This window comes from Mesorhizobium sp. M0145 (assembly GCF_040322355.1).
Classification (GTDB): Bacteria; Pseudomonadota; Alphaproteobacteria; order Rhizobiales; family Rhizobiaceae; genus Mesorhizobium.
This window is the reverse complement of sequence record NZ_JAMYTK010000015.1, coordinates 131,810-156,210: the sequence shown is the minus strand read 5'-3', so window position 1 is coordinate 156,210 and position 24,401 is coordinate 131,810. Positions and strand designations below refer to the sequence as shown.

At 62.3% G+C, this 24,401-nt stretch carries 23 protein-coding genes and 2 tRNA genes; 13 read left to right on the top strand and 12 right to left on the bottom strand.

What is annotated here, in order from left to right:
* Positions 1 to 4: 4 nt before the first annotated feature.
* The gene (locus NKJ28_RS21475) at positions 5 to 1,285 is read left to right on the top strand and encodes a M23 family metallopeptidase (RefSeq protein ID WP_352571435.1); all 1,281 of its coding nucleotides are present in this window, start codon (positions 5 to 7) and stop codon (positions 1,283 to 1,285) included.
* Between the two features lie 75 nt (positions 1,286 to 1,360).
* Here the strand turns inward: NKJ28_RS21475 and NKJ28_RS21470 are convergent, their stop codons facing one another.
* A complete protein-coding gene (locus NKJ28_RS21470; protein WP_023674672.1) occupies positions 1,361 to 2,152 on the bottom strand; it encodes an alpha/beta fold hydrolase in 792 nt (263 codons plus the stop codon).
* Between the two features lie 323 nt (positions 2,153 to 2,475).
* On the opposite strand from NKJ28_RS21470, the gene NKJ28_RS21465 reads away from it, so the two are divergent.
* The 7 genes from NKJ28_RS21465 to NKJ28_RS21435 all read left to right on the top strand — a co-directional run bounded on the left by NKJ28_RS21465 (position 2,476) and on the right by NKJ28_RS21435 (position 8,062).
* The gene (locus NKJ28_RS21465) at positions 2,476 to 3,642 is read left to right on the top strand and encodes an ROK family transcriptional regulator (RefSeq protein WP_352571436.1); all 1,167 of its coding nucleotides are present in this window, start codon (positions 2,476 to 2,478) and stop codon (positions 3,640 to 3,642) included.
* On the top strand, positions 3,639 to 4,403 hold the full coding sequence (locus tag NKJ28_RS21460; RefSeq protein ID WP_352622779.1) for an ATP-binding cassette domain-containing protein: 765 nt from the start codon (positions 3,639 to 3,641) through the stop codon (positions 4,401 to 4,403). The genes NKJ28_RS21465 and NKJ28_RS21460 overlap by 4 nt, the downstream gene beginning before the upstream one ends.
* A 39-nt stretch (positions 4,404 to 4,442) precedes the next feature.
* Positions 4,443 to 5,483 (top strand): sugar ABC transporter substrate-binding protein, encoded by a 1,041-nt coding sequence (locus NKJ28_RS21455; RefSeq protein ID WP_292663104.1) that lies wholly within the window; start codon positions 4,443 to 4,445, stop codon positions 5,481 to 5,483.
* A 164-nt stretch (positions 5,484 to 5,647) separates the two neighbouring features.
* Complete coding sequence (locus NKJ28_RS21450) at positions 5,648 to 6,643, top strand: ABC transporter permease (RefSeq protein ID WP_352575964.1); 996 nt, start codon at positions 5,648 to 5,650, stop codon at positions 6,641 to 6,643.
* Positions 6,640 to 7,410 carry an SDR family oxidoreductase gene (locus NKJ28_RS21445; RefSeq protein ID WP_352575962.1) on the top strand — a complete coding sequence of 257 codons (771 nt, stop codon included), beginning with the start codon at positions 6,640 to 6,642 and terminating at the stop codon, positions 7,408 to 7,410. Before NKJ28_RS21450 ends, NKJ28_RS21445 begins: the two co-directional genes overlap by 4 nt.
* Positions 7,407 to 7,799 carry a hypothetical protein gene (locus tag NKJ28_RS21440; RefSeq protein WP_352636887.1) on the top strand — a complete coding sequence of 131 codons (393 nt, stop codon included), beginning with the start codon at positions 7,407 to 7,409 and terminating at the stop codon, positions 7,797 to 7,799. The genes NKJ28_RS21445 and NKJ28_RS21440 overlap by 4 nt, the downstream gene beginning before the upstream one ends.
* Before the next feature lie 71 nt (positions 7,800 to 7,870).
* A complete protein-coding gene (locus tag NKJ28_RS21435) occupies positions 7,871 to 8,062 on the top strand; it encodes a GNAT family N-acetyltransferase (RefSeq protein WP_352636886.1) in 192 nt (63 codons plus the stop codon).
* Positions 8,063 to 8,263: 201 nt separating this feature from the next.
* Here NKJ28_RS21435 and NKJ28_RS21430 read toward each other — a convergent pair whose 3' ends face one another.
* Positions 8,264 to 8,602 carry a hypothetical protein gene (locus NKJ28_RS21430; protein WP_352636885.1) on the bottom strand — a complete coding sequence of 113 codons (339 nt, stop codon included), beginning with the start codon at positions 8,600 to 8,602 and terminating at the stop codon, positions 8,264 to 8,266.
* Between the two features lie 186 nt (positions 8,603 to 8,788).
* Positions 8,789 to 8,864, bottom strand: a tRNA-Val gene (locus NKJ28_RS21425).
* Positions 8,865 to 9,081: 217 nt separating this feature from the next.
* Between NKJ28_RS21425 and NKJ28_RS21420 the strand changes: the two genes are divergently transcribed.
* Positions 9,082 to 9,158, top strand: a tRNA-Asp gene (locus tag NKJ28_RS21420).
* Between the two features lie 236 nt (positions 9,159 to 9,394).
* On the opposite strand, the gene rbsK is transcribed toward NKJ28_RS21420, so the two are convergent.
* The 3 genes from rbsK to NKJ28_RS21405 are packed head-to-tail and all read right to left on the bottom strand — an operon-like array spanning position 9,395 to position 11,883.
* Complete coding sequence (gene rbsK, locus NKJ28_RS21415) at positions 9,395 to 10,336, bottom strand: ribokinase (RefSeq protein WP_352636884.1); 942 nt, start codon at positions 10,334 to 10,336, stop codon at positions 9,395 to 9,397.
* A gap of 4 nt (positions 10,337 to 10,340) precedes the next feature.
* Positions 10,341 to 10,793, bottom strand: a complete 453-nt coding sequence (locus tag NKJ28_RS21410) for an RbsD/FucU family protein (RefSeq protein WP_023674665.1) — start codon at positions 10,791 to 10,793, stop codon at positions 10,341 to 10,343.
* 31 nt (positions 10,794 to 10,824) lie between these two features.
* Positions 10,825 to 11,883 (bottom strand): ABC transporter ATP-binding protein, encoded by a 1,059-nt coding sequence (locus NKJ28_RS21405; RefSeq protein ID WP_352456634.1) that lies wholly within the window; start codon positions 11,881 to 11,883, stop codon positions 10,825 to 10,827.
* A gap of 293 nt (positions 11,884 to 12,176) precedes the next feature.
* Here NKJ28_RS21405 and NKJ28_RS21400 point away from each other — a divergent pair, with 293 nt between their 5' ends.
* The 3 genes from NKJ28_RS21400 (at position 12,177) to NKJ28_RS21390 (ending at position 16,022) form a co-directional block, all read left to right on the top strand.
* Positions 12,177 to 13,841, top strand: coding sequence for an ABC transporter substrate-binding protein (locus tag NKJ28_RS21400; protein WP_352636883.1), 1,665 nt, complete (start codon positions 12,177 to 12,179; stop codon positions 13,839 to 13,841).
* A 128-nt stretch (positions 13,842 to 13,969) separates the two neighbouring features.
* Entirely contained in the window at positions 13,970 to 15,091 is a 1,122-nt protein-coding gene (locus NKJ28_RS21395) for a carbohydrate ABC transporter permease (protein WP_352456633.1), read from the top strand.
* A 13-nt stretch (positions 15,092 to 15,104) separates the two neighbouring features.
* Positions 15,105 to 16,022 carry a carbohydrate ABC transporter permease gene (locus tag NKJ28_RS21390; protein ID WP_023674661.1) on the top strand — a complete coding sequence of 306 codons (918 nt, stop codon included), beginning with the start codon at positions 15,105 to 15,107 and terminating at the stop codon, positions 16,020 to 16,022.
* Between the two features lie 50 nt (positions 16,023 to 16,072).
* Here the strand turns inward: NKJ28_RS21390 and NKJ28_RS21385 are convergent, their stop codons facing one another.
* On the bottom strand, positions 16,073 to 16,816 hold the full coding sequence (locus tag NKJ28_RS21385) for a creatininase family protein (protein WP_352636882.1): 744 nt from the start codon (positions 16,814 to 16,816) through the stop codon (positions 16,073 to 16,075).
* A 5-nt stretch (positions 16,817 to 16,821) separates the two neighbouring features.
* Positions 16,822 to 17,388 (bottom strand): SIS domain-containing protein, encoded by a 567-nt coding sequence (locus NKJ28_RS21380; RefSeq protein ID WP_352465573.1) that lies wholly within the window; start codon positions 17,386 to 17,388, stop codon positions 16,822 to 16,824.
* 183 nt (positions 17,389 to 17,571) lie between these two features.
* On the opposite strand from NKJ28_RS21380, the gene NKJ28_RS21375 reads away from it, so the two are divergent.
* Positions 17,572 to 18,594, top strand: a complete 1,023-nt coding sequence (locus NKJ28_RS21375) for an aldo/keto reductase (RefSeq protein WP_352636881.1) — start codon at positions 17,572 to 17,574, stop codon at positions 18,592 to 18,594.
* 87 nt (positions 18,595 to 18,681) lie between these two features.
* Here NKJ28_RS21375 and NKJ28_RS21370 read toward each other — a convergent pair whose 3' ends face one another.
* The 4 genes from NKJ28_RS21370 to NKJ28_RS21355 all read right to left on the bottom strand — a co-directional run bounded on the left by NKJ28_RS21370 (position 18,682) and on the right by NKJ28_RS21355 (position 24,054).
* A complete protein-coding gene (locus NKJ28_RS21370; protein WP_023674657.1) occupies positions 18,682 to 18,954 on the bottom strand; it encodes an HU family DNA-binding protein in 273 nt (90 codons plus the stop codon).
* Positions 18,955 to 19,150: 196 nt separating this feature from the next.
* Entirely contained in the window at positions 19,151 to 21,562 is a 2,412-nt protein-coding gene (gene lon / locus NKJ28_RS21365; protein ID WP_023674656.1) for an endopeptidase La, read from the bottom strand.
* Positions 21,563 to 21,845: 283 nt separating this feature from the next.
* Positions 21,846 to 23,120, bottom strand: a complete 1,275-nt coding sequence (gene clpX, locus NKJ28_RS21360; RefSeq protein WP_006332719.1) for an ATP-dependent Clp protease ATP-binding subunit ClpX — start codon at positions 23,118 to 23,120, stop codon at positions 21,846 to 21,848.
* Between the two features lie 304 nt (positions 23,121 to 23,424).
* Positions 23,425 to 24,054: an ATP-dependent Clp protease proteolytic subunit gene (locus tag NKJ28_RS21355; RefSeq protein WP_023674655.1), complete on the bottom strand. Its 630-nt coding sequence runs from the start codon at positions 24,052 to 24,054 to the stop codon at positions 23,425 to 23,427.
* Positions 24,055 to 24,401: the final 347 nt, after the last annotated feature.

The following is a 24,401-nucleotide window of genomic DNA, read 5'->3' as shown; positions in this document are numbered from 1 at the left end:
TCCCGTGAACGTAGCCAGTCAGTCAGCGGTCTTCGGCAGACGCAAAGAGCCCCACACGGTCATCATCGCCCGGGGCGACCAGATAAGGCATTTCACCATACGCCCGTGGCTTGCGGCATTTTGCGGCTCGGCGCTGGCGGCGATCGTCATTGGCTACCTGCTGGCGACCTCCTATCTGGTGCTGCGCGACGATCTGATCGGTGCCACGACGGCGCGGCAGGCGCGCATGCAGCAGGCCTACGAAGACCGCATCTCGGCACTGCGCAGCCAGGTCGACCGCATCACCAGCCGCCAGCTACTCGATCAGCAACTGATGGAAACCAAGGTCAGCGAGCTGCTGGAACGGCAGAGCCAGCTCAGCCTGCGTCACGGCCGCCTCGGCCCGATCCTCGAACGAGCCGAAAACGAGGTCGCAACGCCGCCCGTGCCGGCGGCAAAGCCGGACGAACATGCCGACGCGACCGGGAGTATCCAGCCGACGGCGTATACTGTCGCCAGCCTTGCCGCTCCTGTGGGCGTTGACGACACCAGGCCGTTCTCGCTGTGGTCGACCCGCGCCGATCCGCTGCCGAGCGAAAGCGCGGCCGACCGGGCAGACAAGCTCTTCGTTTCGATCAACAACTCGCTGAAGGCCATCGAGAGCCAGCAGCTCACCCGCATCGCTACACTTGCCGACAATGCCTACAAAAGCGCCGACGCGATCTCGCAGGCGCTCGAGGCCGCCGGCCTGCCCGTCGATAGCGAATTCGAAAAGAGCGACGTTGGCGGCCCGCTGATACCACTCGACAGCTCGTTGGTCTTCGACAGCAAGGTCAAGGAGTTGGACGAGGCTCTTGACGCGCTGGATCATCTTAAAAAGGAAGCGCGCCGGCTGCCGCTCGCCAACCCCGCCCCCGGCCGCAGCGTTACCAGCCCATTCGGCGTGCGCACCGACCCCATCCTCGGCACGGCCGCCTTGCATTCCGGCATGGATTTCAGGGCGCCGGTCGGTATGCCAGCCAAGGTCACGGCAGCCGGCGTTGTCGTCAAGGCCGGCTGGAACGGCGGCTACGGCCGCATGATCGAGGTCGACCACGGCAACGGTTTTGTAACGCGTTACGGGCATCTCAGCGAAATCGACGTCGCCGTCGGACAGAAGCTCGATGCCGGAGACATCATCGGCAAGACCGGCAACAGCGGCCGCTCAACCGGCCCGCATCTGCATTACGAGGTCCGCCACAACGGCGAGGCAATCGATCCGCTGCGGTTTTTGACCGTCGGCAAGAAGGTCGAGCGGTATCTGTAGAGCCGGCGATTCATTCGGCGTGAAGCCTAGCGCGCGGCCAACCGCCCGCCACGCAATATTAAAGATAGATCGCTTTCAGCCCTCAGCAGCAGCCATGAACGCGCCGAGCCGCCGGTTGAACGGCTCACCGGTCTGCTGAACGCTGTGCCCCGCGCCGGCGATCACGGCACGATCGGCACCAAGCACGTTTTCGAGCACGTCGCAGACGGCGTCGAATGCTGCGCTGTGCCCGCCGGATACCACCAGTTTCGGGAACGGCGCATCGGCAAGTTGCCGAAGCGGAATTTCGGCCTCCCATGGCCCGCGTTCGACGACGAGCATGGCCGCGCCTTGCGCGAGCGGGAGCGGCAGCGGGTCTGGCAATTGTATCGCCGAGCCGACCAGATGGAGGAACTGGCGCAAGAAAAGCGCGGGATCGTCGCGGGGTCCGCTTTGCCAGTGGGTCTTCAGGCGCGTCACGAGTTCATTCACGGCAACATCCCCGCGCGCAAGGTCAAAGGCCGGCGGCTCGATCACCGTGAGCGAACGGATCGCTCGCGGGCGCATCGCTGCTGCAAGAAGAGAGATGACGCCGCCATAGGAATGCCCGACCAGATGGACGCGGCTTTCGTCCCAGAGGTCATGCGTCCGATCGAGGAATCCGGCGACCAGTCCGGCGTCGACGACGAAATCCTCGCGTTCGGCAGGGGAACTTGATCCGTATCCGGGCCGGTCGATCACAACCAGCTTCCAGCGCTCCGCAAGCGGTTGCTGGGCGGACCATGTCATCATGCCGTTCGTGACGCTGCCGTGGACGAACAGAACCGGCGGCCCGTCGCCCCGCACCTCATAGCCGAGATCAATCCCGTCGAGGGTCAGCTTCGGCATCGCATCTCCTCCCGCAGACCGGCGAGAGGAAGTATGCTCCCTGCAACGGAAAGGCGCAACGAACTCCGATCCCCTGGCCGGCTCACAGCCGGGTTCCGAATGGGCTTCAGGGCGCTGATCGGATTGCCGGCCAAGGTCATGCCTGGCTCCCGTCCAGCCGGTGGCGCTTCATACTGGAAAATTGCCAGAGTTGGCCCATCCGCCAGCGGGCGCGAATTCGCCGGCGTTAGAAGGACCTTGGCCACAGGCGAATTATTTTTGAATTCCATTTGACTGAATAAATATTCGGTGCGAACCTCTGCTCTCTCTCGAGGGCACAAGGCATGGCACTGCGGGGAACCAATCAGGAGTTCGGGCGGCCGTATAACCGGCGCATCGTGCTCGAATCCATCCGCCTTCACGGACCGATCGCCCGCGGCGACATTGCCAGGCGGGTCGGGCTCACCGTGCAGACCGTGTCTACCATCGTTCGCGAGCTGGAAGAGCACGGTTACGTGTTGTCGCTGCGCGAAGAGCCCAAGGGGCGCGGCCTGCCACCGGCAACGCTGCGCATCAATCCGGAAGGCGGCTATGCCGTCGGCATCCACGTCACCCCGCTGGGCATCAATGCCGCCCTGATCAACCTAAGCGGCGATGTTATCGAGAGCACCTACCGCGAAGCCCCAAATGCAACGCCCGACCACGCTTTCGAGCTGATCGGCGCCATGGTGCTCGAATTGACGGCATTGCGGCCCGGCGGCCGCGTTCTCGGCATTGGCATGGCGCTGCCCGGACCGTTCGGCGTGGAGTCCATGAGCTTTGTCGGGCCGACCACCATGACCGGCTGGAAGGATGTGGCGCTGCGCGAGCGGTTGGCCGCCTCGACCGGACTGCCGGCCTTTTTCGAAACCGATATGGCGGCGGCTGCCATCGGCGAGCGCCTCTACGGCCTCGGAACGGCATATTCCGAGTATTACTATCTTTATTTCGGCGTCGGTCTCGGCGGCGTCATGGTGCATGACGGGGCGGCATTGCGCGGCGCCTGGGGAAACGCCGGTGAAATCGGCCACATTCCCGCGGTGCCGGGCGGCGAGCCCTGCCCGTGCGGCAATCGCGGCTGCCTCGAACGGTATCTCTCGCTCGAGGCGCTGCGGCGCCGCAACATCGCCGACGCCGAGTGGGTGAGCGAGATTGCGCCGATCTTCCGCAACGCCGTCACCATCATCGAAAACCTGTTCGATCCCGAAACCATCATCCTCGGCGGGCTTGCCTCCACCGACCTGCTCGAAAGGCTTGCCGGCGCGGCCGCGCACCTGCCCAATTCGGTCTCGGCGCGAAGCGACCGCGCGACCCCCCGCGTCCGCGTCGCGCGCGGCGGCCAGCATGCGGTGTTGCGCGGCGCCGCCGCGCTTGCCGTCTCAGGAGTGCTTTCGCCACGCTTCGGCCAGATCTTCACCGCCGAGCGCGAACGCGGACGAGATCTCTTGCATAACAAGGGGATCGCAGCATGAGCGAACCGCTGCTGGTGCTCGACAACGTAGCCAAGAATTACGGCGCCATCGAAGCGCTGAAAGGCATCAGCTTTTCGATCGACAAGGGCGAAGTGGTGGCGCTTCTGGGCGACAACGGCGCCGGCAAATCGACGCTGGTCAAGATCATTGCCGGCGGCCTGGAGCCGACCTCCGGCCGCATGCTGTTCGAAGGCAAGGAATTCCTCGCCAAGTCCCCCGCCGAGGCCAAGGCCGCGGGGATCGAGACGGTCTACCAGGACCTGTCGCTCTGCACCAATGTCGACGTGGTCGCCAATTTCTTCATGGGCCGCGAGATCACCAGGAAGGTTCTCGGCATTCCGGTGCTCGACGAGCGCGCTATGGAGCAGGTGGTGCAAAAGGCGCTGGCCAGCGCCGGCACCCGCATTCCCTCGCTTCGCACCAATGTCGAGCACCTCTCCGGCGGTCAGCGGCAGGCCATCGAGCTCAACCGATTCGTGCATTTTGGCGGCAAGCTGGTGCTTCTCGACGAGCCGTTCGCAGCGCTTGGCGTCCAACAGACGCGGCGCGGCCTCGACATGATCCGCCAGGTGGCGAGCCAGGGGATCGGTGTCGTCATCATCACCCATATCATGCAACAGGCCTTCCAGGTCGCCGACCGGATCGTGGTGATCCGGCAAGGCGTCGTGGCGGGCGACGTCGCACGCAACAAAACAAGTCCCGACGCGGTGATCAACATGATCACCGGAGAGACGCTCGCCGGTGCCGGACCGGCGAGCTGAGGGACAAATGAGGGGTCCGGCGCAAGAGGAGCGAACGACATGAAGAAAATACTTCTTTCCGTCTTCGGTATCCTGGCACTGGCCTTTGCCACGCTCACGCCGGCATTCGCCCAGTCCAAGGGCACCGTCTACTACATGGTGCCGACATTGCTCGATGAGTTCCAGACCGGCTCGGTGAGCGCGCTGGAATTGTTCCTGAAGCAGGTCGGCTACGAGATGAAGACGTTGAACGCCGACAACAAGACCGACGCTCAGCAATCGCAGATGAACGACGTCATCGCGCTGAAGCCGGCGGCGATCATTCTTGCCGCCGTCGATTTCAATGCGCTGAAACCGTCGATCGAGGCCGCCCGTGCCGCCGGCATCCCGGTGGTCGAGTTCGACCGCCAGATCACCTCGACCCCGTCCGACTTCACCTCGGTGGCCGGAACCGTCGAGATCGGCTACGTCGCCGCCGATCAGGCGCAAAAGCTCCTGACCGCGAAAAACGGCTCGGTGAAGGGCAAGATCCTGCAGGTGCTCGGCGATCCGGGCGATCCCTACACGCTCGACATCCAGAAGGGTTTCGAGGAGAAGATGAAGGCGTTCCCGGACGTCAAAATCATCTCGCTGCCGGCCATGCAATGGGCGGCGGATGCGGCCGGGACCATCGTGAACGACCAGCTGCTCGCCAACCCCGACATCGACCTGATCTTCAGCCACGCCGCGCATCTTTCGGTCGCTGCCGTCGCCTCGCTCGAGGCCGCCGGCAAGAAACCGGGCGACGTCATGCTGATGAGCTCGAACGGCGCTCCGGTCGGCCTCGACCTGATCCGCAAGGGCTGGCTCAACGTCGAAGTCGAGCAGCCGCTCTATGCCCAGGCCGCGGCGGTCGCCATGTTCATGGACAAGGTGGTCAACAAGCAGGAGATCAAGCCCGGCGAATATGATGTGCTTGGCCTGAAATCGACCCTGACCAAAGAAGCGTGGGGGCCGAACATCAAGATCCCCGGCGCTGCGATCACCAAGGAAAATGTCGATAACCCTGCCTTCTGGGGCAACATGAAGCCGCCGACCGAAACCATAAAGCCGGTCGAATAGCAAACTCGCCAGAAGCTCCGGGCCATTGCCGGCCCGGAGCCCAGCCCTGCAGCCCCGGTGCGTTCAAACGGACGCGCACGGGGATGCTGCAGCAATTTTCAACCGCGCCTGATCTTTCCGAAGAACGAATGGTTTTCGGGGTCATGCGCCAACCGGATCCGCAGATGAACCCCCGCACGCGCCAAACCCTCGAGTTCATCCTCGACAATCTTGTCTGGTTCATGCTGGTCTTCGTGCTGGTGGTCTTTTCCATCCTCATCCCGAACTATTTTCAGCTCGGCATTTTTGCCAACATCATCGAGGCGTCGAGCGTGCTCGGCGTCATGTCGATCGGCTTGGCGCTGGTCATCATCGCCGGCCATATGGACCTGTCGGTCGAATCGGTGGCGGCGCTCAGCGCCATGGCGGTCGGCATCCTGTTCTGCTCATCGGGCATCGGCCTCGGCATCCAGTTGCAGCCGCAATGGCTGATGGTTCCAGTTTCGCTGCTCATCGCGCTTGCCGTCGGCGGCCTCATCGGCGCCTTCAACGGCTACCTGGTGGTCAGGGTCAAGATGAGCGCCTTCATCATCACCCTGGCGTCTTACATCTGGGTGCGCGGCCTGGTGCTGGTCATCTCCGGCGGCCGCTCGGCGCAGGACCTTGCGCCGGCGATCCGCTGGTTCGGCATCCAGCGCCTGGGTGGCCTGCCGCTGACAGCCTGGATCGCCATTGCGTGTTTCGTGGTGTTCTCGCTGATCATGGCCAAGACGCCCTTCGGCCGGCACCTGGTCATGATCGGCGGCAACGAGACGGCGACCTTCCGCGCCGGCATCCGCGTCAACCGCAACCTTGTCATAGCCTTTGTCCTTGCCGGCGCCATTGCCGGCCTTGCCGGCTGGGTGCTGGCGATCCGCACCTCCGGCGCGACAGCTAATCTCGGCGTCGGCCTGTTGTTCAATGCCTTCGCCGCGGTCGTCATCGGCGGCGTCAGCCTGAAGGGCGGCGTCGGCACCTTGCCCGGCGTCTATGCCGGCGTGCTGCTGCTCTCGGCCATCAACACGGCGATCAATTTGATGGGCCTGCCGGCCAACTTCACCCAGGTGATCCACGGCCTGCTCGTCCTCGCCGCGGTGCTGCTCGACGCATTCAAGCAAACCATCCGCCAGAGGCTCGCATGACCGGCCGTCTGGAAGATAAGGTCGCGCTGATCGTCGGCAGCGCACGTGGCATCGGCAAGGGCATCGCACAGCGTTTTGCCGAAGAGGGCGCGAAGCTGGTCCTGGCCGACACCGAGGCCGAGGCGGGGCAAGCGACCGCGAACGAACTCGGCGCCGCCTTCATCCGCACCGACATCTCGCAGATGGCTGATGCCGAGGCTGCTGTTGCACTGGCGCTCGACCGTCACGGCCGACTCGACATCATGGTGCAGAATGCCGGAATCTATCCCTGGCAATTGCTGGAAAACACCAGTCCCGACGATTGGGACCGGGTCATGGCGGTGAACTTGCGCGGCAGCTTCATCGCTGCTCGCGCCGCACTGGTGCCAATGAAGGCACAGCATTTTGGCCGCATGCTGTTCACCTCCTCGATCACCGGCCCGCATGTCACCAGCCCCGGCCACGGCCATTATTCAGCGACCAAGGCCGGCATCAATGGGCTGATCCGTTCGGCTGCGCTCGAATTCTCGGGCTACGGCATTACAGTCAACGGCGTCGAGCCCGGCAACATCCTCACTGAAGGCATAGAGCAGCATCGCGGTGCGGCCTTCATCAAGAACATGGAAGACGCCATCCCGCTCGGCCGTCTCGGCAGCCCTCGCGATGTGGCCAATGCCTTCCTGTTCCTGGCCTCTGACGATGCCAGCTACATCACGGGCACGACCATCATCGTCGACGGCGGGCAGCTTTTGCCCGAGGGCAAGGATTTCCGGCTGCTGCCGCCATGATCCTCGATTTCGGCGGCGGTTTCTTCCTGCGCCGGGCGACCACCGCCGATCATGCAGCGCTTGCGATGATCTGTCTCAAGACCGGCGATGCCGGCAAGGACGCCAGCGGCCGCGAGGACGACCCGGAACTGCTCGGCCTCCTCTACACTATTCCCTACCAGGTGCTCGAACCCGAGCTGGCCTTCATTATCGATAGTCCCGCAGGTGCGGCCGGCTACCTGCTTGGCGCGGCCGATACGGGCGCTTTCAATGCCAGCCTGGCATCAGACTGGTATCCCGACTTCAGCGGCGCGTGGCAGACCCGGGACCCGACAGCTCTCGCTGGCGCGGCAGCGACTGGGCGCGGCATCGGGTCCATCATCCCGATTTCGCTGTTCCGCCTGCGCTGACCGCCTATCCGTCGCATGGCCATATCGACCTGTTGCCGCAAGCGCGCGGGAAAGGCATCGGCAGGCGCGCGATGGCCTTCCTCGAGCAGGGGCTTGCCGCGAGCGGCTCTACCGGCATCCACCTCGAAGTCATGCCTGAGAACGATGGTGCGCTAAGGTTCTACAAGGCGATTGGATTTGAGGTGGTGCAGGACGCTGATTCATCGAAGCGTTGTGTTTATGTGGCGAAACGGATTGCTCACGCTCCGGCGATTGCAGGCTGATCTGCGACAAGCCAATCGCCCAAGTTGCAAAGAACCGGGAGGCCTATGGAAGTACAATGCTGCCGTTCTGCAGCAGCCAGTTGCCCCGCGTGAACACCTTTGCCGCGGGAACGAAACCTTCGTCGCGTGCTCCACCGCAGACACGAAAGTCACCAGCATCAACACGGTGCGGGGCTAATTCAAGTGTTGGCGGAGCGTCTACTAGTTCAGTATGGGCGGCAGGGGAACATCCGCGACCGTTCCCCCGGCCACTATCGAGAGCACATAAAGCAGATAAATGGCTAATACCAACAGGGCGAGGAATGAACCGCTGGCAAAGACTCCTGCAACCGCGGCGTCGGGATAAGCTTCGACTTGTTCTTTCTTGAAGGTGTCTTCTTCGTTACGGGTTGTCTTCACAACCCGTTCGCCTGGAAGCCGGTTTTTTTCAGCTTCCTTCGATATCTTATCCGCGAGATCTCCTGCGATCACGGGATCGTCCGGAAGATGACTCGCAAGCCATCCAGGAATATTTTCGCTCCCGCCCATGCCCATACGCAATTGAGATACTGCAAGTTGTAGCTTTCGGCAATCGTTTCCCTCATGAGAGGCAAGCAGATCAGACTTAAGTCCCTGCGGAAAGACAGTTCGAATCAGACCAAAGTCCGAGTAGCACAGTGGTCGGATGCGTCTCACCTGGGCGATCAGCTTGAGCGGTGTAGCCCAAACTGAACACATCGAGGAAAATGGTGGGCGATGACGGGCTCGAACCGCCGACATCTTCGGTGTAAACGAAGCGCTCTACCAACTGAGCTAATCGCCCGCCCCGGGCCGGACCTTTAAGCAGTTAGGACCGGCTTCGCAAGGCCAAATGAGCGGCGAGTGGCTTGGCCGGGAGCCGGTTTCGGCAACAAAGTTCGGCTTGTCAAAAAACCTTCTCCTGTTTGCTGTTATGCTGTCCGGGTCCGCTTGACACCCGGTGGCTTACCCCTTATCCACCGCCCCAACGACGAACACGGCTGACACGTGCTCGTCCATGCGCGGGTGTAGCTCAGTTGGTTAGAGTGCCGGCCTGTCACGCCGGAGGTCGCGGGTTCGAGCCCCGTCACTCGCGCCATTTCTCCTTTGGGGTCACGTCCCCTTGATGTCGGAGAAATGTCGACGTTGATTTGTCAAAAATCATCTTCTTTCGTGACTCGGTCTAGGTCCATTCCTTTCGAATTCTGGCATTGATCCTCATCCATCGACCTGCCCGCCTGTTTGTGGTCGAGCCAGAAGACAATAGCTTCTCGGACAAGAGTCGGGTCTAACCCATTCGCTCCAGCTTACGGTCTCATCCCGCAGTGCCGGGCTTCACCCCTCGGCGAGCAGCGCCTCGACCTCTTGCAGCGTCGGCATGGACGGCGCGGTGCCTGGGCGCGTCACCGAGATGCCGGCGACGGCGCAGGCGATGCGCACCGCTTCCAGAGGTTCGATCCCCCTCGACAGCGCGGCAGCCAGGCCGCCGTTGAAGGCGTCGCCCGCGCCTGTGGTCTCGACCACCGGGCCGGCGGCGACCGCTGCGACATGCTGGGAACGGTCGGCCGTGTGCAGCAGCGCACCGTTTTCGCCAAGCGTCACGATGACTGCCCCAACGCCCTTCTCAAGCAGGCTGTCGGCGGCACGGCGGGCATCGTCGATCGAGGACACCTTGATGCCGGTCAGTTCTTCGGCCTCGGTTTCGTTCGGCGTGATATAGTCGCAAAGCGTGTAGATACGGTCCGGAAGCTTGGCCGCCGGCGCCGGGTTGAGGATGGTGGTCACCCCTGCCCTGCGCGCGATCTCCAGCGCCCCCAGCGCCGCCTCGATCGGCTGTTCGAGCTGGGTGACGAAAACGCCGGCCGCGCGGATCAGGCCGGCATTTGCCTCGATATCGGCGGGCGAGATCAGCATCGCCGCACCAGGGCTGACGATGATCGCGTTGTTGCCGCTCGTCTCCTCGATGAAGATATAGGCGGCACCGGTGTAGCTTTCCGGCGTGTCGATGACGGCGCTCTTCACGCCGGCGTGCGACCAGGTCTGTCTCGCCATATCGGCAAAGGGATCGACGCCGAGGCGGGTAAGGAAGGTGACATCGGCGCCGAGCCGGCCGGCTGCCACCGCCTGGTTCGAGCCCTTGCCGCCGGGGCCGAGCGTGAAGGACGTGCCCAGGATCGTCTCGCCCATGCGCGGCTGGCGGGCGGCGCGGTAGGCCGTATCGGCGACGAAGACGCCCAATATGACAACCGGCTTCATGACGATCGGTTTCGCCGGCATGCCGCTACTCCGCATCCGGTGGCACGACGCCCTTGCGGAACGCAAAACAGCCATAGAAGCGGCGCTCGCCGGTCTGGATGACGCAATAGGCCTTCTTGGCGCGTTCGTAGAAGGCGTAGCGCTCGACCGAGATCATCGGCCAGGCCTTGCCCTCGGCGGCATCGATCTCTTTCTGCACTTCCTGCTGCACGGCGGGAATGTCGTCCGGCTTGCCGACGATCTCCATGCGCGCGGCCGCGTCGTCGACGAAGGTGTCCAGCGGATAGAGCGACAGTACCGCCTTGACCACGTCGGCCGCCGACGCGTCGATGCGCAGCAGCCGGCCAAGCACGGTCTGGCGCGCCACCGAATCGGACGGGAAATTGGTGTCGGCGATAATCAGATCGTCACCGTGGCCCATCGCCCGCAGCGCCTGCAGCACATCGGCATTGAGCAGCGGATTGATTCCTTTGAGCATGGTATTCCTCGCGAAGTTTGCTGGGGCGAAATCAGAGACGCTTGCCGGTCTCTGCGTCGAAGAGATGCACCTGGTCGAGCCGCGGTTTCAGGTGCAGTGTGTCGCCCGGCTTGAAGTCGTGGCGCTCACGGAACAGCGCCACCATCTCGCCCTCGCCGAAGCGCAGGAACACCAAAGTCTCGGAACCGGTCGGCTCGACCACCGAAATCTTCGCCGGAACACCATCGGGATGGATTTCGAGATGCTCGGGCCGCACGCCGTAGACGACATTACGGCCATCCTCGACGGCACTGGTCGCCGCAATCGGGAACGGCGTCCCGGCGATCTCGACGACGGGCTTGTCGCCCTTGCGCACGACGCCCTTGAGCAGGTTCATCGAGGGCGAGCCGATGAAGCCGGCGACAAACAGGTTGGCCGGCCGGTCGAATAATTCCAGCGGCGCGCCGACCTGTTCGATGCGACCGTCGCGCATCACCACGATCTTGTCGGCCATGGTCATGGCCTCGATCTGGTCGTGGGTGACGTAGATGGTGGTGGTCTTCAGCCGCTGGTGCAGTTCCTTGATCTCGGTGCGCATCTGGACACGCAGCTTGGCGTCGAGATTGGAGAGCGGCTCGTCGAAGAGGAACACCTGCGGGTTGCGCACGATGGCGCGGCCCATGGCGACGCGCTGGCGCTGGCCGCCAGAGAGCTGGCGCGGATAGCGCTTGAGGTAGGGATTGAGGTCGAGGATGTCGGCGGCACGCTTGACCCGCTCAGTGACCACCGCCGGGTCGGTTTTGCGCAGCTTGAGAGCAAAGGCCATGTTCTGCTCGACCGTCTTGTGCGGATAGAGCGCGTAGTTCTGGAACACCATGGCGATGTCGCGCTTGGCCGGCGGCAGATGGTTGACGACGCGCTCGCCGATGGCGATGGTGCCGCCGGAGACCGTTTCCAGCCCGGCCACCATCCTCAGCAGCGTGGACTTGCCGCAGCCGGAAGGCCCGACCAGCACCACGAACTGCCCGTCGGCGATGTCGACGCTGACATCGTGCAGAACCTTGACGGTTCCGAACGCCTTGGCCACATTGCGGATCGCGACTTGAGCCATCATTCCCCCTTCAGTTGCCGTGAAGCTAAACAACGCAAACGGCGAGGGCAAGTCAGTCTCTTATAGATAAAAAACCCATTCACGTTGACACCGCACTTCGTTGTGCGAATAGTGACAGTGTCCGGCTTATGACCCTGTTCCGGGCGCACCGGTACGCTTGTCCGGCACTGAATGCCAAGCGTCGCGGGAGGGAGAATTCGGGCCGCTATTTACGGGAGTCGCTGTCGTTGGGGAACATAATCGGCGCTCCACCATCTGAACCAATTCACAATTGACCTTCTGGGAGGAACGAAATGAAAGTCAGCCTTTATAACCAACTTGTCCGCGCCGGGGCCACCCGCCGCGACGTGCTGAAGGGAGCGGCCAGCATGGCCGCCCTCGCGGCGGCCTCAAGCGCCGGACTTGGTGCGCTGACGCGCACGGCTGCGGCCGCCGACGACCTGCGTGCGCAGATCCTGCAGATCCCGGGTGTCGGCAAGGGTCAGCCGACCGATGCCGACTTCCAGCAGGTCGGCGAGCTTTGCCTTGGCGCCACCAAGGCCAATGTCAAGGAAGGCGAATTCGCCGGTGTCGAACTCACCTTCATGGGTCTCAACAACCAGAACCTGCACAATGTGCTGTTTCGCGGCTTCCTGAAGCCGTGGGAGACCTATACCGGCGCCAAGATCAACTGGATCGACCTGGCGCAGGCTGACTACAACGCCCGCCTGCAGCAGTCGATCGCGACCGGCACCGTCGATTTCGACATCATCGAAATGGGGGCACCGTTCGAAGGCGACGTCTGCGGCAAGGGTCTCACCTCCGAGATGCCGGACTGGGTCAAGGACCAGATCGACATGAAGGATGTCGTGGCCTATCTGCAGCCGCCGGTGGGCACATGGGACGGCAAGCAATATCGCGTGACCGTTGACGGCGACGCACATAATTTCAACTACCGCACCGACGTGTTTGCCGATGCCGACCTCGCCAAGGCCTGGAAGGACGGCGGCGGAGAAGGCGAATGGGGCGTGCCGAAGACCTGGCAGCAGGTGCAGGCGGTGACGAAATTCCTCAAGGGCAAGCAGGTGAAGGGCCAGGATGTCTTTGGCTACCTCGATGCGCCCAAGCCCTGGGGCGGTTTCGGCTTCTATTTCCTCGGCAGCCGCGCCAGCGCCTACGCCAAGCATCCCGATGACAAGGCCTGGCTGTTCGATGCCGACACGATGAAGCCGCGCGTCAACAATCCGGCATGGGTGCGGGCGATCCAGGACGTCATCGATGCCCTGCCCTCCGAACCCGCCGACCAGATCAATGCCGACCCGAACACCACCGCCTTCCAGCAATTCCTGGCAGGCACCGGTTCGATGGTCACCTGGTGGGGCGACGTCGGTTCGAACGTCAAGACCAACGATTCCTCGGTCGTCGGCGACATCACCGGCTTTTCGATCCTGCCGGGCTCGGACGACGTCTACAACTCCAAGACCGGGCAGTGGGACAAGCTCGCCAGCGGGCCGAACCATGCGCCAAACTGCGCCTATCTCGGCTGGGGCGTTTATGTCATGGCCCGCGTCGACAACGACGAAAAGAAGAAGAAGGCGGCATGGTCTGCCGCTGCCCATCTCGGCGGCAAGGACCTGTCGCTCTGGTGCGCGGCCTATCCGTCGGGTTTCCAGCCCTATCGCAACTCGCATTTCAACATTCCGGAATGGGTGGCGGCGGGCTACGACGAGGCATTCATCACCTCGTATCTGAAGTCGGAAGCCGACAGCTACAACCATCCGAACGCGGCGATCGAGCCGCGCATCCCCGGCATCTTCCAGTACTACAGCGCCGCCGAGGACATTTTGGCCAACACCTTTGCCGGCAAGATGAAGGCGCAGGAAGGCGCCGACGCCATCGCAGCCGCCTGGGAGAAGCTCACCGACCAGATCGGCCGCGACAAACAGGTCAAGCTCTACAAGGCCTCGCTCGGCATGTAGGCTGAGATAGTGAAACTGGTTCGGCGGCGCACAGCCGCCGGACCTCACCTTGACCGACTTGGCCTCGACCGGCTCGGCCGGTCATCGAGCCTCCTGTGAACGGGCAAGAACGCGTGGCTGACCGGACCCTGGCTGACCAGACTTTGTCGACAAGTGAATGGCCGGCAGGCGCCGTGCCATCCGACCTGATACCGCGGAGCCGCAAACGGCTTGGCTGGGCGCTGATGGCTGCTGCGACGCTCGGCCTTCTGGCGGTGATCGCGCTGCAAATCCTCTACAAGAGCGAGGTCGACACTATCGGCTTCGACACCTGGCGGCCGGTGGTCTACGCCTATGTGCTGTGGGGTGTCGCGCTCGGCATCGGCCAGGTACTGACGCGCGGCGAGGACGGCCAGCGCGCTCTGTTCCTGCTGCCGGCGCTGCTGTTTACCATTGCTATGGTGATCTTCCCGACGCTGTTCGGCTTCTACATCGCGCTGACCGACTGGAACCTCAGTTCCTTCAGCGGACGGCAGTTCAACGGGCTCGACAATTTCTGGCAGATGCTGAACGACGCCTATTATCGCAACGCGCTGTTCAACATGGTGCTCTACGTGCTGGCGGTGTTCGTCGAATATGTCATCGCCTTCGGCCTGGCGCTGCTGCTCAACGCGCAGATCCGGGCGCGAAAATTCTTCCGCGTCGTGTTTCTCATGCCGCTGATGCTGTCGCCGGTCGCGGTGTCGTGGATGATCGGCAAGTCGCTGATGGAATACCGCTTCGGGCCCGCCGCGACGCTGGCGCGCCATCTCGGCTGGGAAAACCCGGCCTTCTTCTCCAACCCGATCACCGCCCGCATCTCGATCATGGTGCTCGACGCGTGGACGTTCATCCCGTTCATGATGATCATGCTGCTCGCCGGCCTGCAGGCGATGTCGCGCGAGGTGCTCGAGGCAGCGCGTGTCGATGGCGCGACTGCCTGGCAGACCTTCTGGCAGGTCACCTTCCCGCTGATGCTGCCGGTGTCGGTGACAGCGGTCATCCTGCGCATCATCTTCAAGCTGAAGCTCGCCGACATCATCATCACCGTCACCTCCGGCGGGCCGGGCGGCGCGACCGATTCGGTGTCCAGTTTCATCTACCGCGAATATCGCGACCGCTCGAACGTCGGCTACGGCACGATGCTGGCGATGGCCTATTTGATCATCATCATCGTGTTCGTGACCTGGCTGCTGAAGTTCGCCAGCCGCTTCGTGCGCAACGTCAATTGATCGGGCCGGCAAGATGAGCGTTCAAACCACCGACTTTGCCGCCTCCGAAATCCGCTCGCCGGCGAGCTTCGTCGCCAACCGCGTCTTCATCTATGGCGCCCTCATCTTTTGGGCTTTCATCTGCCTGTTCCCGATCTATTGGACGATAACCACTTCGTTCAAGACTGCGGTCGACGTCACCCAGGGTCATCTGATCCCGTTCGTCGACTTCCAGCCCGACTGGAAAGGCTGGCGGTCGCTCGGCCTGTCTCCGGACTCGATCTTTCGGACGTCGACGGTTCGCGACGAGTTTATCAAGCGCTTCATGAATTCGGTTATTACTTCGGTCGGCGCCTCGACCCTCGCCATCGTCATCGGCAGCCTCGCCGCCTATGGGCTGACCCGCTATCGTTACAAGTTCGCCTGGTTCAGGAACGAGGATATTTCCTTCTTCTTCCTGTCGCAGCTGATCCTGCCGCCGGTGGTTTTGGCCCTGCCCTTCCTCGTGCTTTACCGGGAGGTCGGCCTGCTCGACACGCGCGTCGGGCTGATCCTGCTCTACACGCTGATGGTGCTGCCGATCGTCATCTGGATCATGCGCGACCAGTTCAACTCCATCCCGGTGGAGTTGGAGGAGGCAGCACTCGTCGACGGCCTGTCGATCTGGGGCGCCTTCTTGCGCATCGTCATGCCAATCGCGCTGCCGGGCATGGTCGCCGCCTTCATCCTGGCGATGGTGCTGTGCTGGAACGAGTATTTCTTCGCCGCGCTTTTGACCTCGACCGACGCAAAGACCATTCCTGTCATGGTGGCCAGCCAGACCGGCTCACAAGGCATCAACTGGTGGTCGATGGCAGCGCTTGCCACCGCCGCCATCACACCGCTCGCCGTCATCGGCATCGCGCTCGAGCGTTACCTGATCATGGGCATGACAGCGGGCGCGGTGAAATAACTGCGCCGGCTCTCCCTTCTCCCCTTGTTGTGGGAGAAGGGAAAAGCGCGCTAACCCGAAAGTGTTGCCCGCAAATGCTCGAGGATCATGGCCACCCCTTTTTGCCCCAATTCCGCCGAGGCTTCGGGCGCACTTGCCGTGTACCAGCCGGTGTTGTCGGCGAAGCGGCCGGCATCCACCGCTTCCGGGCACAGCGCCAGCATCAATGACGTCTCGCCGGTGCCGGCATGGTCGAACGGGTACCGGCTGTGCATTGAAGCCGGCATCAGCGGATGCACTTGCACCCAGTTGAAGAAATTGCTGCCCTCGTCGTGCTCGGCATAATAGTCGGCCATCGCCGGAGAGCCCCACCAGCCTTCGCCACGTTCTTTCTCCAGGAAGCGGAAGATCGCCTGCCGGCCGGCGGCCTTGAAGGCGAGATCGGTCGGCATGCCGGCGGCAAAATTTTCGGTCTGGTGGTGAATGATGGCGTGGATGTTGCGGAAGCCGATGCGCAGCAGGCTGTAGAACAGTTCTTCCGCAAATGGCGCCAGCACATTGCCACCGACCTGCACCGAACCACTGCCTTCCGGTGCTGCAACAGCATAGCTCGCCGCGCCGTAATGGAAGGGTGGCAGAATGACGATCTCGGCTTCTTTTTCGAACAGTTCCAGGCTCTTGACCACCGCCAGCGTGTCCATGCCGACGGCCATGTGCTCGCCGTGATATTCAAGCACACCGAGCGGCAACACGACCGGCCAGTTTTCGGCGATCACCTTGCGTATCTGATGCGGCAGCATCAATTCGTAGCGCATGACACCTACTCCATATTGGTGTGGCGGGCGCGCATCGCTTCCGGCGAGACGCCGGTCAGATCCCTGAGCTTCAGCACCATCACTTCGAAGAGGACGAACAGCGCGCCTTCGAAAACCGAGCCCATCGGCAGGACGGATGTCTTTTCGGGACCCTGGTCGTCGGCCATGGTCTGAGCCGGGATAAGCAGTGCGAAATCGGCCAGCTTCGCGGCAGTGCTGTCGGCTTGCGCGGTGAGCAGCAGGACTGTGGTACCGGCCTCGCGCGCGACCTGCATCAAGGTCAGCACGGTCGACGTCTCACCCGGGCCGGAACTTGCGAGGAAGACATCGGCCTCGCCCAGCGGCGGCGTGGTCATGTCGCCGACGACCGACACCGGCAGACCGAGATGGTAGAGCCGCATGGCAAAACCCTGGACCTGCAGCGCCTCGCGGCCGCAGCCATAGGTGACGATCTTTTTCGCGCCAGCCAGGATGGCGCAAGCGGCGTCGATGCGGCTTGCGTCGATACGCTCCAGCACGGTGCCAAGCTCGTTCAGCGCAATCCCAAACAGGTTTTCGCCGGCGTCCGTCATAACATTTGCACCAGCTTGCAGGTGCCGGAGAACCATTTGAATATCTTAGTCACCTCTGCCCCGAACAGCTTGTTTTCACTCATGCTATCACCGCGAAAATCGGTGTCCAACGACACGCAGTGCTTTTGATGCGCTACAGCCGTGATAGTGTCACGGCAAATCCAAATGAGGAAACGACAGCATATGAAGACACGGCATTTCGACCGCATCGGTAATGGCGGCATCACCTTCACCGAGCTCGGCTTCGGCACTGCGCCGCTCGGCAATCTCTACCGCGCCGTCTCCGACGAGGATGCCAATGCTACGCTGGAGGCGGCCTGGCGGGTCGGCTGCCGCTACTACGATACCGCGCCGCTCTATGGGCTGGGCCTAGCCGAAACGCGACTCAATCCGTTCCTGCGTTCGAAGAAGCGCGACGACTACGTGCTGTCCAGCAAAGTCGGGCGCATCATGCGCGCCTGCCCGCCGGAACAGCGCACCGGCATCGGCAAATTCTTCGACACCCCATCGCGCCGCGAGGTCTACGATTACAGCTATGACGGCGTCATGCGCTCCTTCGAAGCCTCGCTGGAACGACTCGGCGTCGACCGCATCGACATCCTCTTCGTGCATGATGTCGACATCTTCACCCATGGCAGCAAGGAAGCCTCGGACCAGCGCATCCAGGAATTCATGAGCTCCGGCTATTACGGATTGCTAGCATTGCGCGACCAGGGCGTGATCAAGGCGTTCGGCGGCGGCATCAACGAGTGGCCGGTTGCCCAGACGCTGGCCGAGCGCGGCGATTTCGATCTGTTCCTGCTTGCCGGGCGTTACACGCTGCTGGAGCAGGAAGCGCTGCAGTCTTTCCTGCCGCTATGCCAGCAACGCGGCATCGGCATCGTTCTCGGCGGGCCTTACAATTCCGGCATCCTGGCAACCGGGCCGAAGCCCGGCGCCTACTACAATTATTCGGAGGCGCCGCAGGACATCATCGACCGCGTCACCCGCATCGAGGCCGTCTGCAAGCGCCACGGCGTGCGCCTGATCGAGGCGGCGCTGCAGTTCCCGCTGCTGCATCCTTCCGTCGTCTCGGTAATCCCCGGCGGCCAGCGGCCGGGCGAAGTCGAAAGCAATCGCTCGCTGCTCGACACAAAACTGCCACCGGCGCTGTGGGCCGATCTCAAGACAGAAGGCTTGATGCGCGCGGATGCGCCGACGGCATAGTGCCGCCTTTCCAACGACGCTGCGGGCACAGCAAAGAAAAACCGGATATACCGGCTTTTCTTTTCTCTGAAAGACTTAAGGAGGCGCTTAGTTGACCGCGTCCTTGAGGCCCTTGCCGGCCGAGAACTTCGGCACGGTGCGCGCCGGGATCTTCACTTCCGCACCGGTCTGCGGATTGCGGCCGGTCGACGCGGCGCGTTGTGACACGGTGAAATTTCCGAAGCCGACAAGCCGGACATCGCCGCCCTTTTTCAGTTCGCCGGTGATGACGGAAAACACCGCATCAACCGCCGACTGCGCGTCACCCTTCGAAATACTCGCGGCATCGGCGACAGCGGACACCAGTTCGTTCTTGTTCATAAAAATTCCCTTCCATGAGAAAACCGGAACACTCGACTCATCCGGCAGGAAACGGACTTTAGAAAGAAGCGCTCCGGCAACCAAGTCGAAAAGCGCCACGAAAGTTGAAAAAAGCCCGGAAATCCGGGGTTCTTCACATGAAAAAGCCGGGCTCAAGGCCCGGCTCTCTCTTTGTGCATTGCAACTTTAGCAAGAGCTAATGCGCCAGCGATTTACCAGCTTCGTCCCCGACATCGACCACGGCCGGCGCATTGACGGGTTCAACCCACTGGATCGGTTCCGGCATGCGCACCAGCGCATGGCGCAACACTTCGCCAACCCGTGAGACCGGAATGATCTCCATGCCGCTCTTCACGTTCTCCGGAATCTCCGCCAGATCCTTGGCGTTCTCTTCCGGGATCAGCACCTTCTTGATGCCGCCGCGAAGTGCGGCAAGCAGCTTCTCCTTGAGGCCGCCGATCGGCAGCACCCTGCCGCGCAGCGTGATCTCGCCGGTCATCGCCACATCGGCCTTGACCGGGATTCCGGTCAGCACCGAGACGATCGCCGTCGCCATCGCCACGCCAGCCGACGGTCCGTCCTTGGGCGTTGCGCCTTCTGGCACGTGGACGTGGATATCGCGCTTGTCGAACAGCGGCGGCTCGACGCCGAAATCGATGGCCCGCGAGCGGACGTAGGACGCCGCCGCCGAAATCGATTCCTTCATAACGTCGCGCAGATTGCCGGTCACGGTCATGCGGCCCTTGCCGGGCATCATGACACCTTCCACCGTCAACAGCTCGCCGCCGACTTCCGTCCAGGCGAGCCCGGTGACCACGCCGACCTGATCGTCGCTCTCGACCTGGCCGAAGCGGAAGCGCGGAACACCAAGATAATCGGCAAGATTGTCCGCCGTGATGTTGATCGTCTTCTTCTTCGTCTTCAGGATCTCGGTCACCGCCTTGCGCCCGAGCTTCATCAGCTCGCGCTCCAGGCTCCTGACGCCCGCTTCACGGGTGTAGGTCTGGATGATGCCGCGGATCGCGTCCTCGCCGACGGAGAACTCCTTCGGCTGCAACGCGTGGTCGCGGATCACCTTGGGCATCAGGTGACGCTTGGCGATTTCGATCTTCTCGTCCTCGGTGTAACCCGCGATACGGATGATCTCCATGCGGTCCATCAAGGGCGCAGGGATGTTCAGCGTGTTCGCCGTCGTCACGAACATCACGCTCGACAGGTCGTATTCGACCTCGAGGTAATGGTCCATGAATGTCGAGTTCTGCTCGGGATCGAGCACCTCGAGCAAAGCCGATGACGGATCGCCGCGGAAGTCCTGGCCCATCTTGTCGATCTCGTCGAGCAGGAAGAGCGGGTTGGATTTCTTCGCCTTCTTCATCGACTGGATGACCTTGCCGGGCATCGAGCCGATATAGGTGCGGCGGTGACCACGGATCTCGGCCTCGTCGCGCACGCCGCCCAGCGCCATGCGGATGAACTCACGGCCGGTCGCCTTGGCGATCGACTTGCCGAGCGAGGTCTTGCCGACGCCGGGAGGTCCGACGAGGCACAGGATCGGCCCCTTCAGCTTCTTCTGGCGGCTCTGCACGGCGAGGTATTCGACGATGCGGTCCTTGACCTTGTCGAGGCCGAAATGGTCGGTATCGAGCACGTTCTGGGCAAAGGCCAGATCCTGCTTGACCTTGGAGTTCCTGCCCCACGGGATCGACAGCAGCCAGTCGAGATAGTTGCGCACGACGGTCGATTCAGCCGACATCGGCGACATCGTCCGCAGCTTCTTCAGTTCGGCTTCCGCCTTTTCGCGGGCCTCCTTGGAGAGCTTGGTCTTCTTGATGCGCGCCTCGATCTCGGCGGCCTCGTCGCGGCCGTCCTCGCCCTCGCCGAGCTCCTTCTGGATCGCCTTCATCTGCTCGTTGAGGTAGTATTCGCGCTGCGTCTTCTCCATCTGGCGCTTGACGCGCGAGCGGATACGCTTCTCCACCTGCAGCACCGAGATTTCGGCTTCCATGAAGCCCATCGCCTTTTCCAGCCGTTCCTTGACGGACAGCGTGGCGAGCATCTCCTGCTTCTCGGGGATCTTGATGGCAAGATGCGAAGCGACCGTGTCGGCGAGCTTGGAATAGTCGTCGATCTGGCTGGCGGCACCCACCACTTCGGGCGAGATCTTCTTGTTCAGCTTGACGTAGTTCTCGAAGTCGGTGACGACGGAACGGGCCAGCGCCTCGACCTCGACCTCCTCCTCCTCCGGTTCGACCAGCGCCGCAGCACGGGCTTCATGGAAGTCGGGACGGTCGGTGAACGCGACGATTTTCGCGCGCGAGGCGCCTTCGACCAGCACCTTCACGGTGCCGTCCGGCAGTTTCAGCAATTGCAGCACATTGGCGAGCGTGCCGATGTCAAAGATGGCATCGGGCTCCGGATCGTCGTCGGCGGCATTCATCTGGGTCGCAAGCAGGATCTGCTTTTCCTGACCCATCACTTCTTCCAGCGCCTTGATCGACTTTTCACGCCCGACGAAGAGCGGAACGATCATGTGCGGGAACACCACGATGTCGCGCAGTGGGAGGACTGCGAAGACGCCGTCGCTGGGAGCCTTGGATAATTTGGCCATTGTCCAACCTTTCATGTCGCGGCCGCCAATCGGCCAACCGCGAATCTCATATTAACGACCGGGGATCGTTCCGCCTACCACCGTTTGTGACGGGAGTTTTACAGCACAGAATTCGGCACCACGGCCTTCTGCCATTAGTTGGAGGCACAGGGGGTAAAGATCAAGGGTCAACACGGTCCGTCCCTCCAATCCGCAGCCATTACGCGGCGCCGTACGCGGTCTGCGACAGCAAAACGGCGCCCTGCGGCGCCGTTTCGGAAAAAAAATCCATTGCCGGCTCACGTCAGGCGCTGACGTTGCCCTTCTTTTCCTTCTGCTCGGAATAGATGTAGAGCGGCCGGGCGTTGCCTGACACCACCTCTTCCGAAATAACCACTTCGCGCACGCCTTCCAGCGCCGGCAGCTCGAACATGGTGTCGAGCAGGATCGCTTCCATGATCGAACGCAGGCCGCGCGCGCCGGTCTTGCGCTCGATGGCGCGCTTGGCGATCGCCGAGAGCGCGTTCTCGTGGAAGGTCAGGTCGACATTCTCCATCTCGAACAGCCGCTGATACTGCTTGACCAGCGCGTTCTTCGGCTCGGTCAGGATCTGGATCAGCGCCGGCTCGTCGAGGTCCTCCAGCGTCGCCAGGACAGGCAGACGGCCGACGAACTCTGGAATGAGGCCGAACTTCAAGAGATCCTCAGGCTCGACCAGGCGGAAAACATCGCCGGTGCGGCGATCCTCGGGCGAAGCGACGATGGCGCCGAAACCGATCGAGGTCTTCCTGCCGCGATCCGAGATGATCTTGTCCAGGCCGGCGAAAGCGCCACCGCAGATGAACAGGATGTTGGCGGTGTCGACCTGCAGGAATTCCTGCTGCGGATGCTTCCTGCCGCCCTGCGGCGGCACGGAGGCGACAGTGCCTTCCATGATCTTCAAAAGTGCCTGCTGCACGCCCTCGCCCGAGACGTCGCGGGTGATCGAGGGATTGTCCGACTTGCGCGAGATCTTGTCGATCTCGTCGATATAGACGATGCCGCGCTGGGCGCGCTCGACATTGTAGTCGGCCGACTGCAACAGCTTCAGGATGATGTTCTCGACATCCTCGCCGACATAGCCGGCCTCGGTCAGCGTCGTCGCGTCGGCCATGGTGAAGGGGACGTCGATGATGCGGGCCAGCGTCTGCGCCAGCAACGTCTTGCCGCAGCCGGTCGGGCCGATCAGCAGGATGTTAGACTTCGCCAGTTCGACGTCGTTGTTCTTGCCGGCATGGGCGAGGCGCTTGTAGTGGTTGTGGACGGCCACCGACAGCACGCGCTTGGCGTAGGGCTGGCCGATGACGTAGTCGTCGAGAACCTTGAGGATTTCCTGCGGGGTCGGCACGCCCTCGCGCGACTTCACCATCGAGGTCTTGTTCTCCTCGCGGATGATGTCCATGCACAGTTCGACGCATTCGTCGCAGATGAACACCGTCGGCCCGGCGATCAGCTTGCGCACTTCGTGCTGGCTTTTGCCGCAAAACGAGCAATAAAGCGTGTTCTTGGAATCACCGCTGTTGTTGCCGACCTTGCTCATTTTCCTGTCCTTTCATGGCCGCCCGCCGATGGTCTGGTTGAAAGGGCGCATATTCAATCTATCGCGGGAATCCGCTGCCGCCAGTGCCCCGGCTCCCGCAACGCATTCCGTACGAAACACAAATCGGAAAACGGGGCAATGATTCGAACAACCCCACGCAAAGCTAAGCCGTCGAAAATCAACATAGCCTTAACGTAGGCAATTGCACCCGTCGAGGGAACAGCCAATTGTGGCCGAAATGCCGCAAGCTGCGCCAAAAGCGCGTGATCCCGCCACTCATTGCCACCGCAGGGCCACCGCGGGCCTATAAGGCAATACCTTCGACCGGCTCACGTGACGAAATGACCTTGTCGATGAGGCCGAAATCCCTGGCCTCGTCGGCAGTCATGAAATGGTCACGGTCGAGCGTTTTTTCAATCTCATCGTAGCTCTTGCCGGTGTGCTTGACGTAAACCTCGTTGAGGCGGCGCTTCAGCTTGATGATGTCCTGGGCATGGCGCTCGATGTCGGAAGCCTGGCCCTGGAAGCCGCCGGAAGGCTGGTGGACCATGATGCGGGCGTTCGGCGTGGCGAAGCGCATGTCCTTGTGGCCCGCCGTCAAGAGCAGCGAGCCCATCGAGGCGGCCTGACCGATGCAGAGCGTCGACACGGCAGGCTTGATGAACTGCATCGTGTCATAGATCGCCATGCCGGAGGTGACGACGCCGCCGGGCGAGTTGATATAGAGGTTGATTTCCTTCTTCGGATTCTCCGCCTCGAGGAACAGCAGCTGCGCGCAGACCAGCGTCGCCATGCCATCCTCGACCGGGCCGGTGATGAAAATGATGCGCTCCTTGAGGAGCCGCGAGAAAATGTCGTAGGCCCGCTCGCCGCGATTGGTCTGTTCGACCACCATCGGAACGAGGTTCATGTAGGTTTCGACGGGGTTCTTCATGGACTATCCCTTTTTGAGGATGGGATTCCGGCGCCGGAGATTTGCAATCGGGCAGAATCGGTTCTGGATCGTTATTGTGTAAATAGGATGCCGGCTCACCCTAGCGCAAGGCCGCCTCTCCTAGCCATCCGGTTAAGTCGAATCAAGGTTTCCAAACCAGTTTCGCCTGTCGCCGTGCCGGCAGCCCCTCTCCTGCCGTGGGAAGGGGCGCTCATGCTTGGCCGTTGTTTAGCAGTTTCTTAACCCCATCGCTTAACGAAAAGTGGTGAAACCGCTTTTTCCGGCCACGGCTTACCCTACAATTCAACGTTGAACTCGCTTCACGCAGTTCAAACAGGGGGAGTGCG

What these genes read in the sequence shown, in the direction of transcription:
- NKJ28_RS21445 (WP_352575962.1), top strand. Translation starts at nt 6,640, where the DNA reads ATGACCGGCCGTCTGGAAGATAAGGTCGCGCTGATCGTCGGCAGCGCA.
- NKJ28_RS21380 (WP_352465573.1), bottom strand. Translation starts at nt 17,388, where the DNA reads ATGACGGACGCCGGCGAAAACCTGTTTGGGATTGCGCTGAACGAGCTT.
- NKJ28_RS21400 (WP_352636883.1), top strand. Translation starts at nt 12,177, where the DNA reads ATGAAAGTCAGCCTTTATAACCAACTTGTCCGCGCCGGGGCCACCCGC.
- rbsK (WP_352636884.1), bottom strand. Translation starts at nt 10,336, where the DNA reads ATGCCGGCGAAACCGATCGTCATGAAGCCGGTTGTCATATTGGGCGTC.
- NKJ28_RS21455 (WP_292663104.1), top strand. Translation starts at nt 4,443, where the DNA reads ATGAAGAAAATACTTCTTTCCGTCTTCGGTATCCTGGCACTGGCCTTT.
- NKJ28_RS21465 (WP_352571436.1), top strand. Translation starts at nt 2,476, where the DNA reads ATGGCACTGCGGGGAACCAATCAGGAGTTCGGGCGGCCGTATAACCGG.
- NKJ28_RS21405 (WP_352456634.1), bottom strand. Translation starts at nt 11,883, where the DNA reads ATGGCTCAAGTCGCGATCCGCAATGTGGCCAAGGCGTTCGGAACCGTC.
- NKJ28_RS21470 (WP_023674672.1), bottom strand. Translation starts at nt 2,152, where the DNA reads ATGCCGAAGCTGACCCTCGACGGGATTGATCTCGGCTATGAGGTGCGG.
- NKJ28_RS21390 (WP_023674661.1), top strand. Translation starts at nt 15,105, where the DNA reads ATGAGCGTTCAAACCACCGACTTTGCCGCCTCCGAAATCCGCTCGCCG.
- NKJ28_RS21410 (WP_023674665.1), bottom strand. Translation starts at nt 10,793, where the DNA reads ATGCTCAAAGGAATCAATCCGCTGCTCAATGCCGATGTGCTGCAGGCG.
- NKJ28_RS21435 (WP_352636886.1), top strand. Translation starts at nt 7,871, where the DNA reads ATGGCCTTCCTCGAGCAGGGGCTTGCCGCGAGCGGCTCTACCGGCATC.
- NKJ28_RS21460 (WP_352622779.1), top strand. Translation starts at nt 3,639, where the DNA reads ATGAGCGAACCGCTGCTGGTGCTCGACAACGTAGCCAAGAATTACGGC.
- NKJ28_RS21370 (WP_023674657.1), bottom strand. Translation starts at nt 18,954, where the DNA reads ATGAACAAGAACGAACTGGTGTCCGCTGTCGCCGATGCCGCGAGTATT.
- lon (WP_023674656.1), bottom strand. Translation starts at nt 21,562, where the DNA reads ATGGCCAAATTATCCAAGGCTCCCAGCGACGGCGTCTTCGCAGTCCTC.
- NKJ28_RS21385 (WP_352636882.1), bottom strand. Translation starts at nt 16,816, where the DNA reads ATGCGCTACGAATTGATGCTGCCGCATCAGATACGCAAGGTGATCGCC.
- clpX (WP_006332719.1), bottom strand. Translation starts at nt 23,120, where the DNA reads ATGAGCAAGGTCGGCAACAACAGCGGTGATTCCAAGAACACGCTTTAT.
- NKJ28_RS21375 (WP_352636881.1), top strand. Translation starts at nt 17,572, where the DNA reads ATGAAGACACGGCATTTCGACCGCATCGGTAATGGCGGCATCACCTTC.
- NKJ28_RS21355 (WP_023674655.1), bottom strand. Translation starts at nt 24,054, where the DNA reads ATGAAGAACCCCGTCGAAACCTACATGAACCTCGTTCCGATGGTGGTC.
- NKJ28_RS21440 (WP_352636887.1), top strand. Translation starts at nt 7,407, where the DNA reads ATGATCCTCGATTTCGGCGGCGGTTTCTTCCTGCGCCGGGCGACCACC.
- NKJ28_RS21450 (WP_352575964.1), top strand. Translation starts at nt 5,648, where the DNA reads ATGAACCCCCGCACGCGCCAAACCCTCGAGTTCATCCTCGACAATCTT.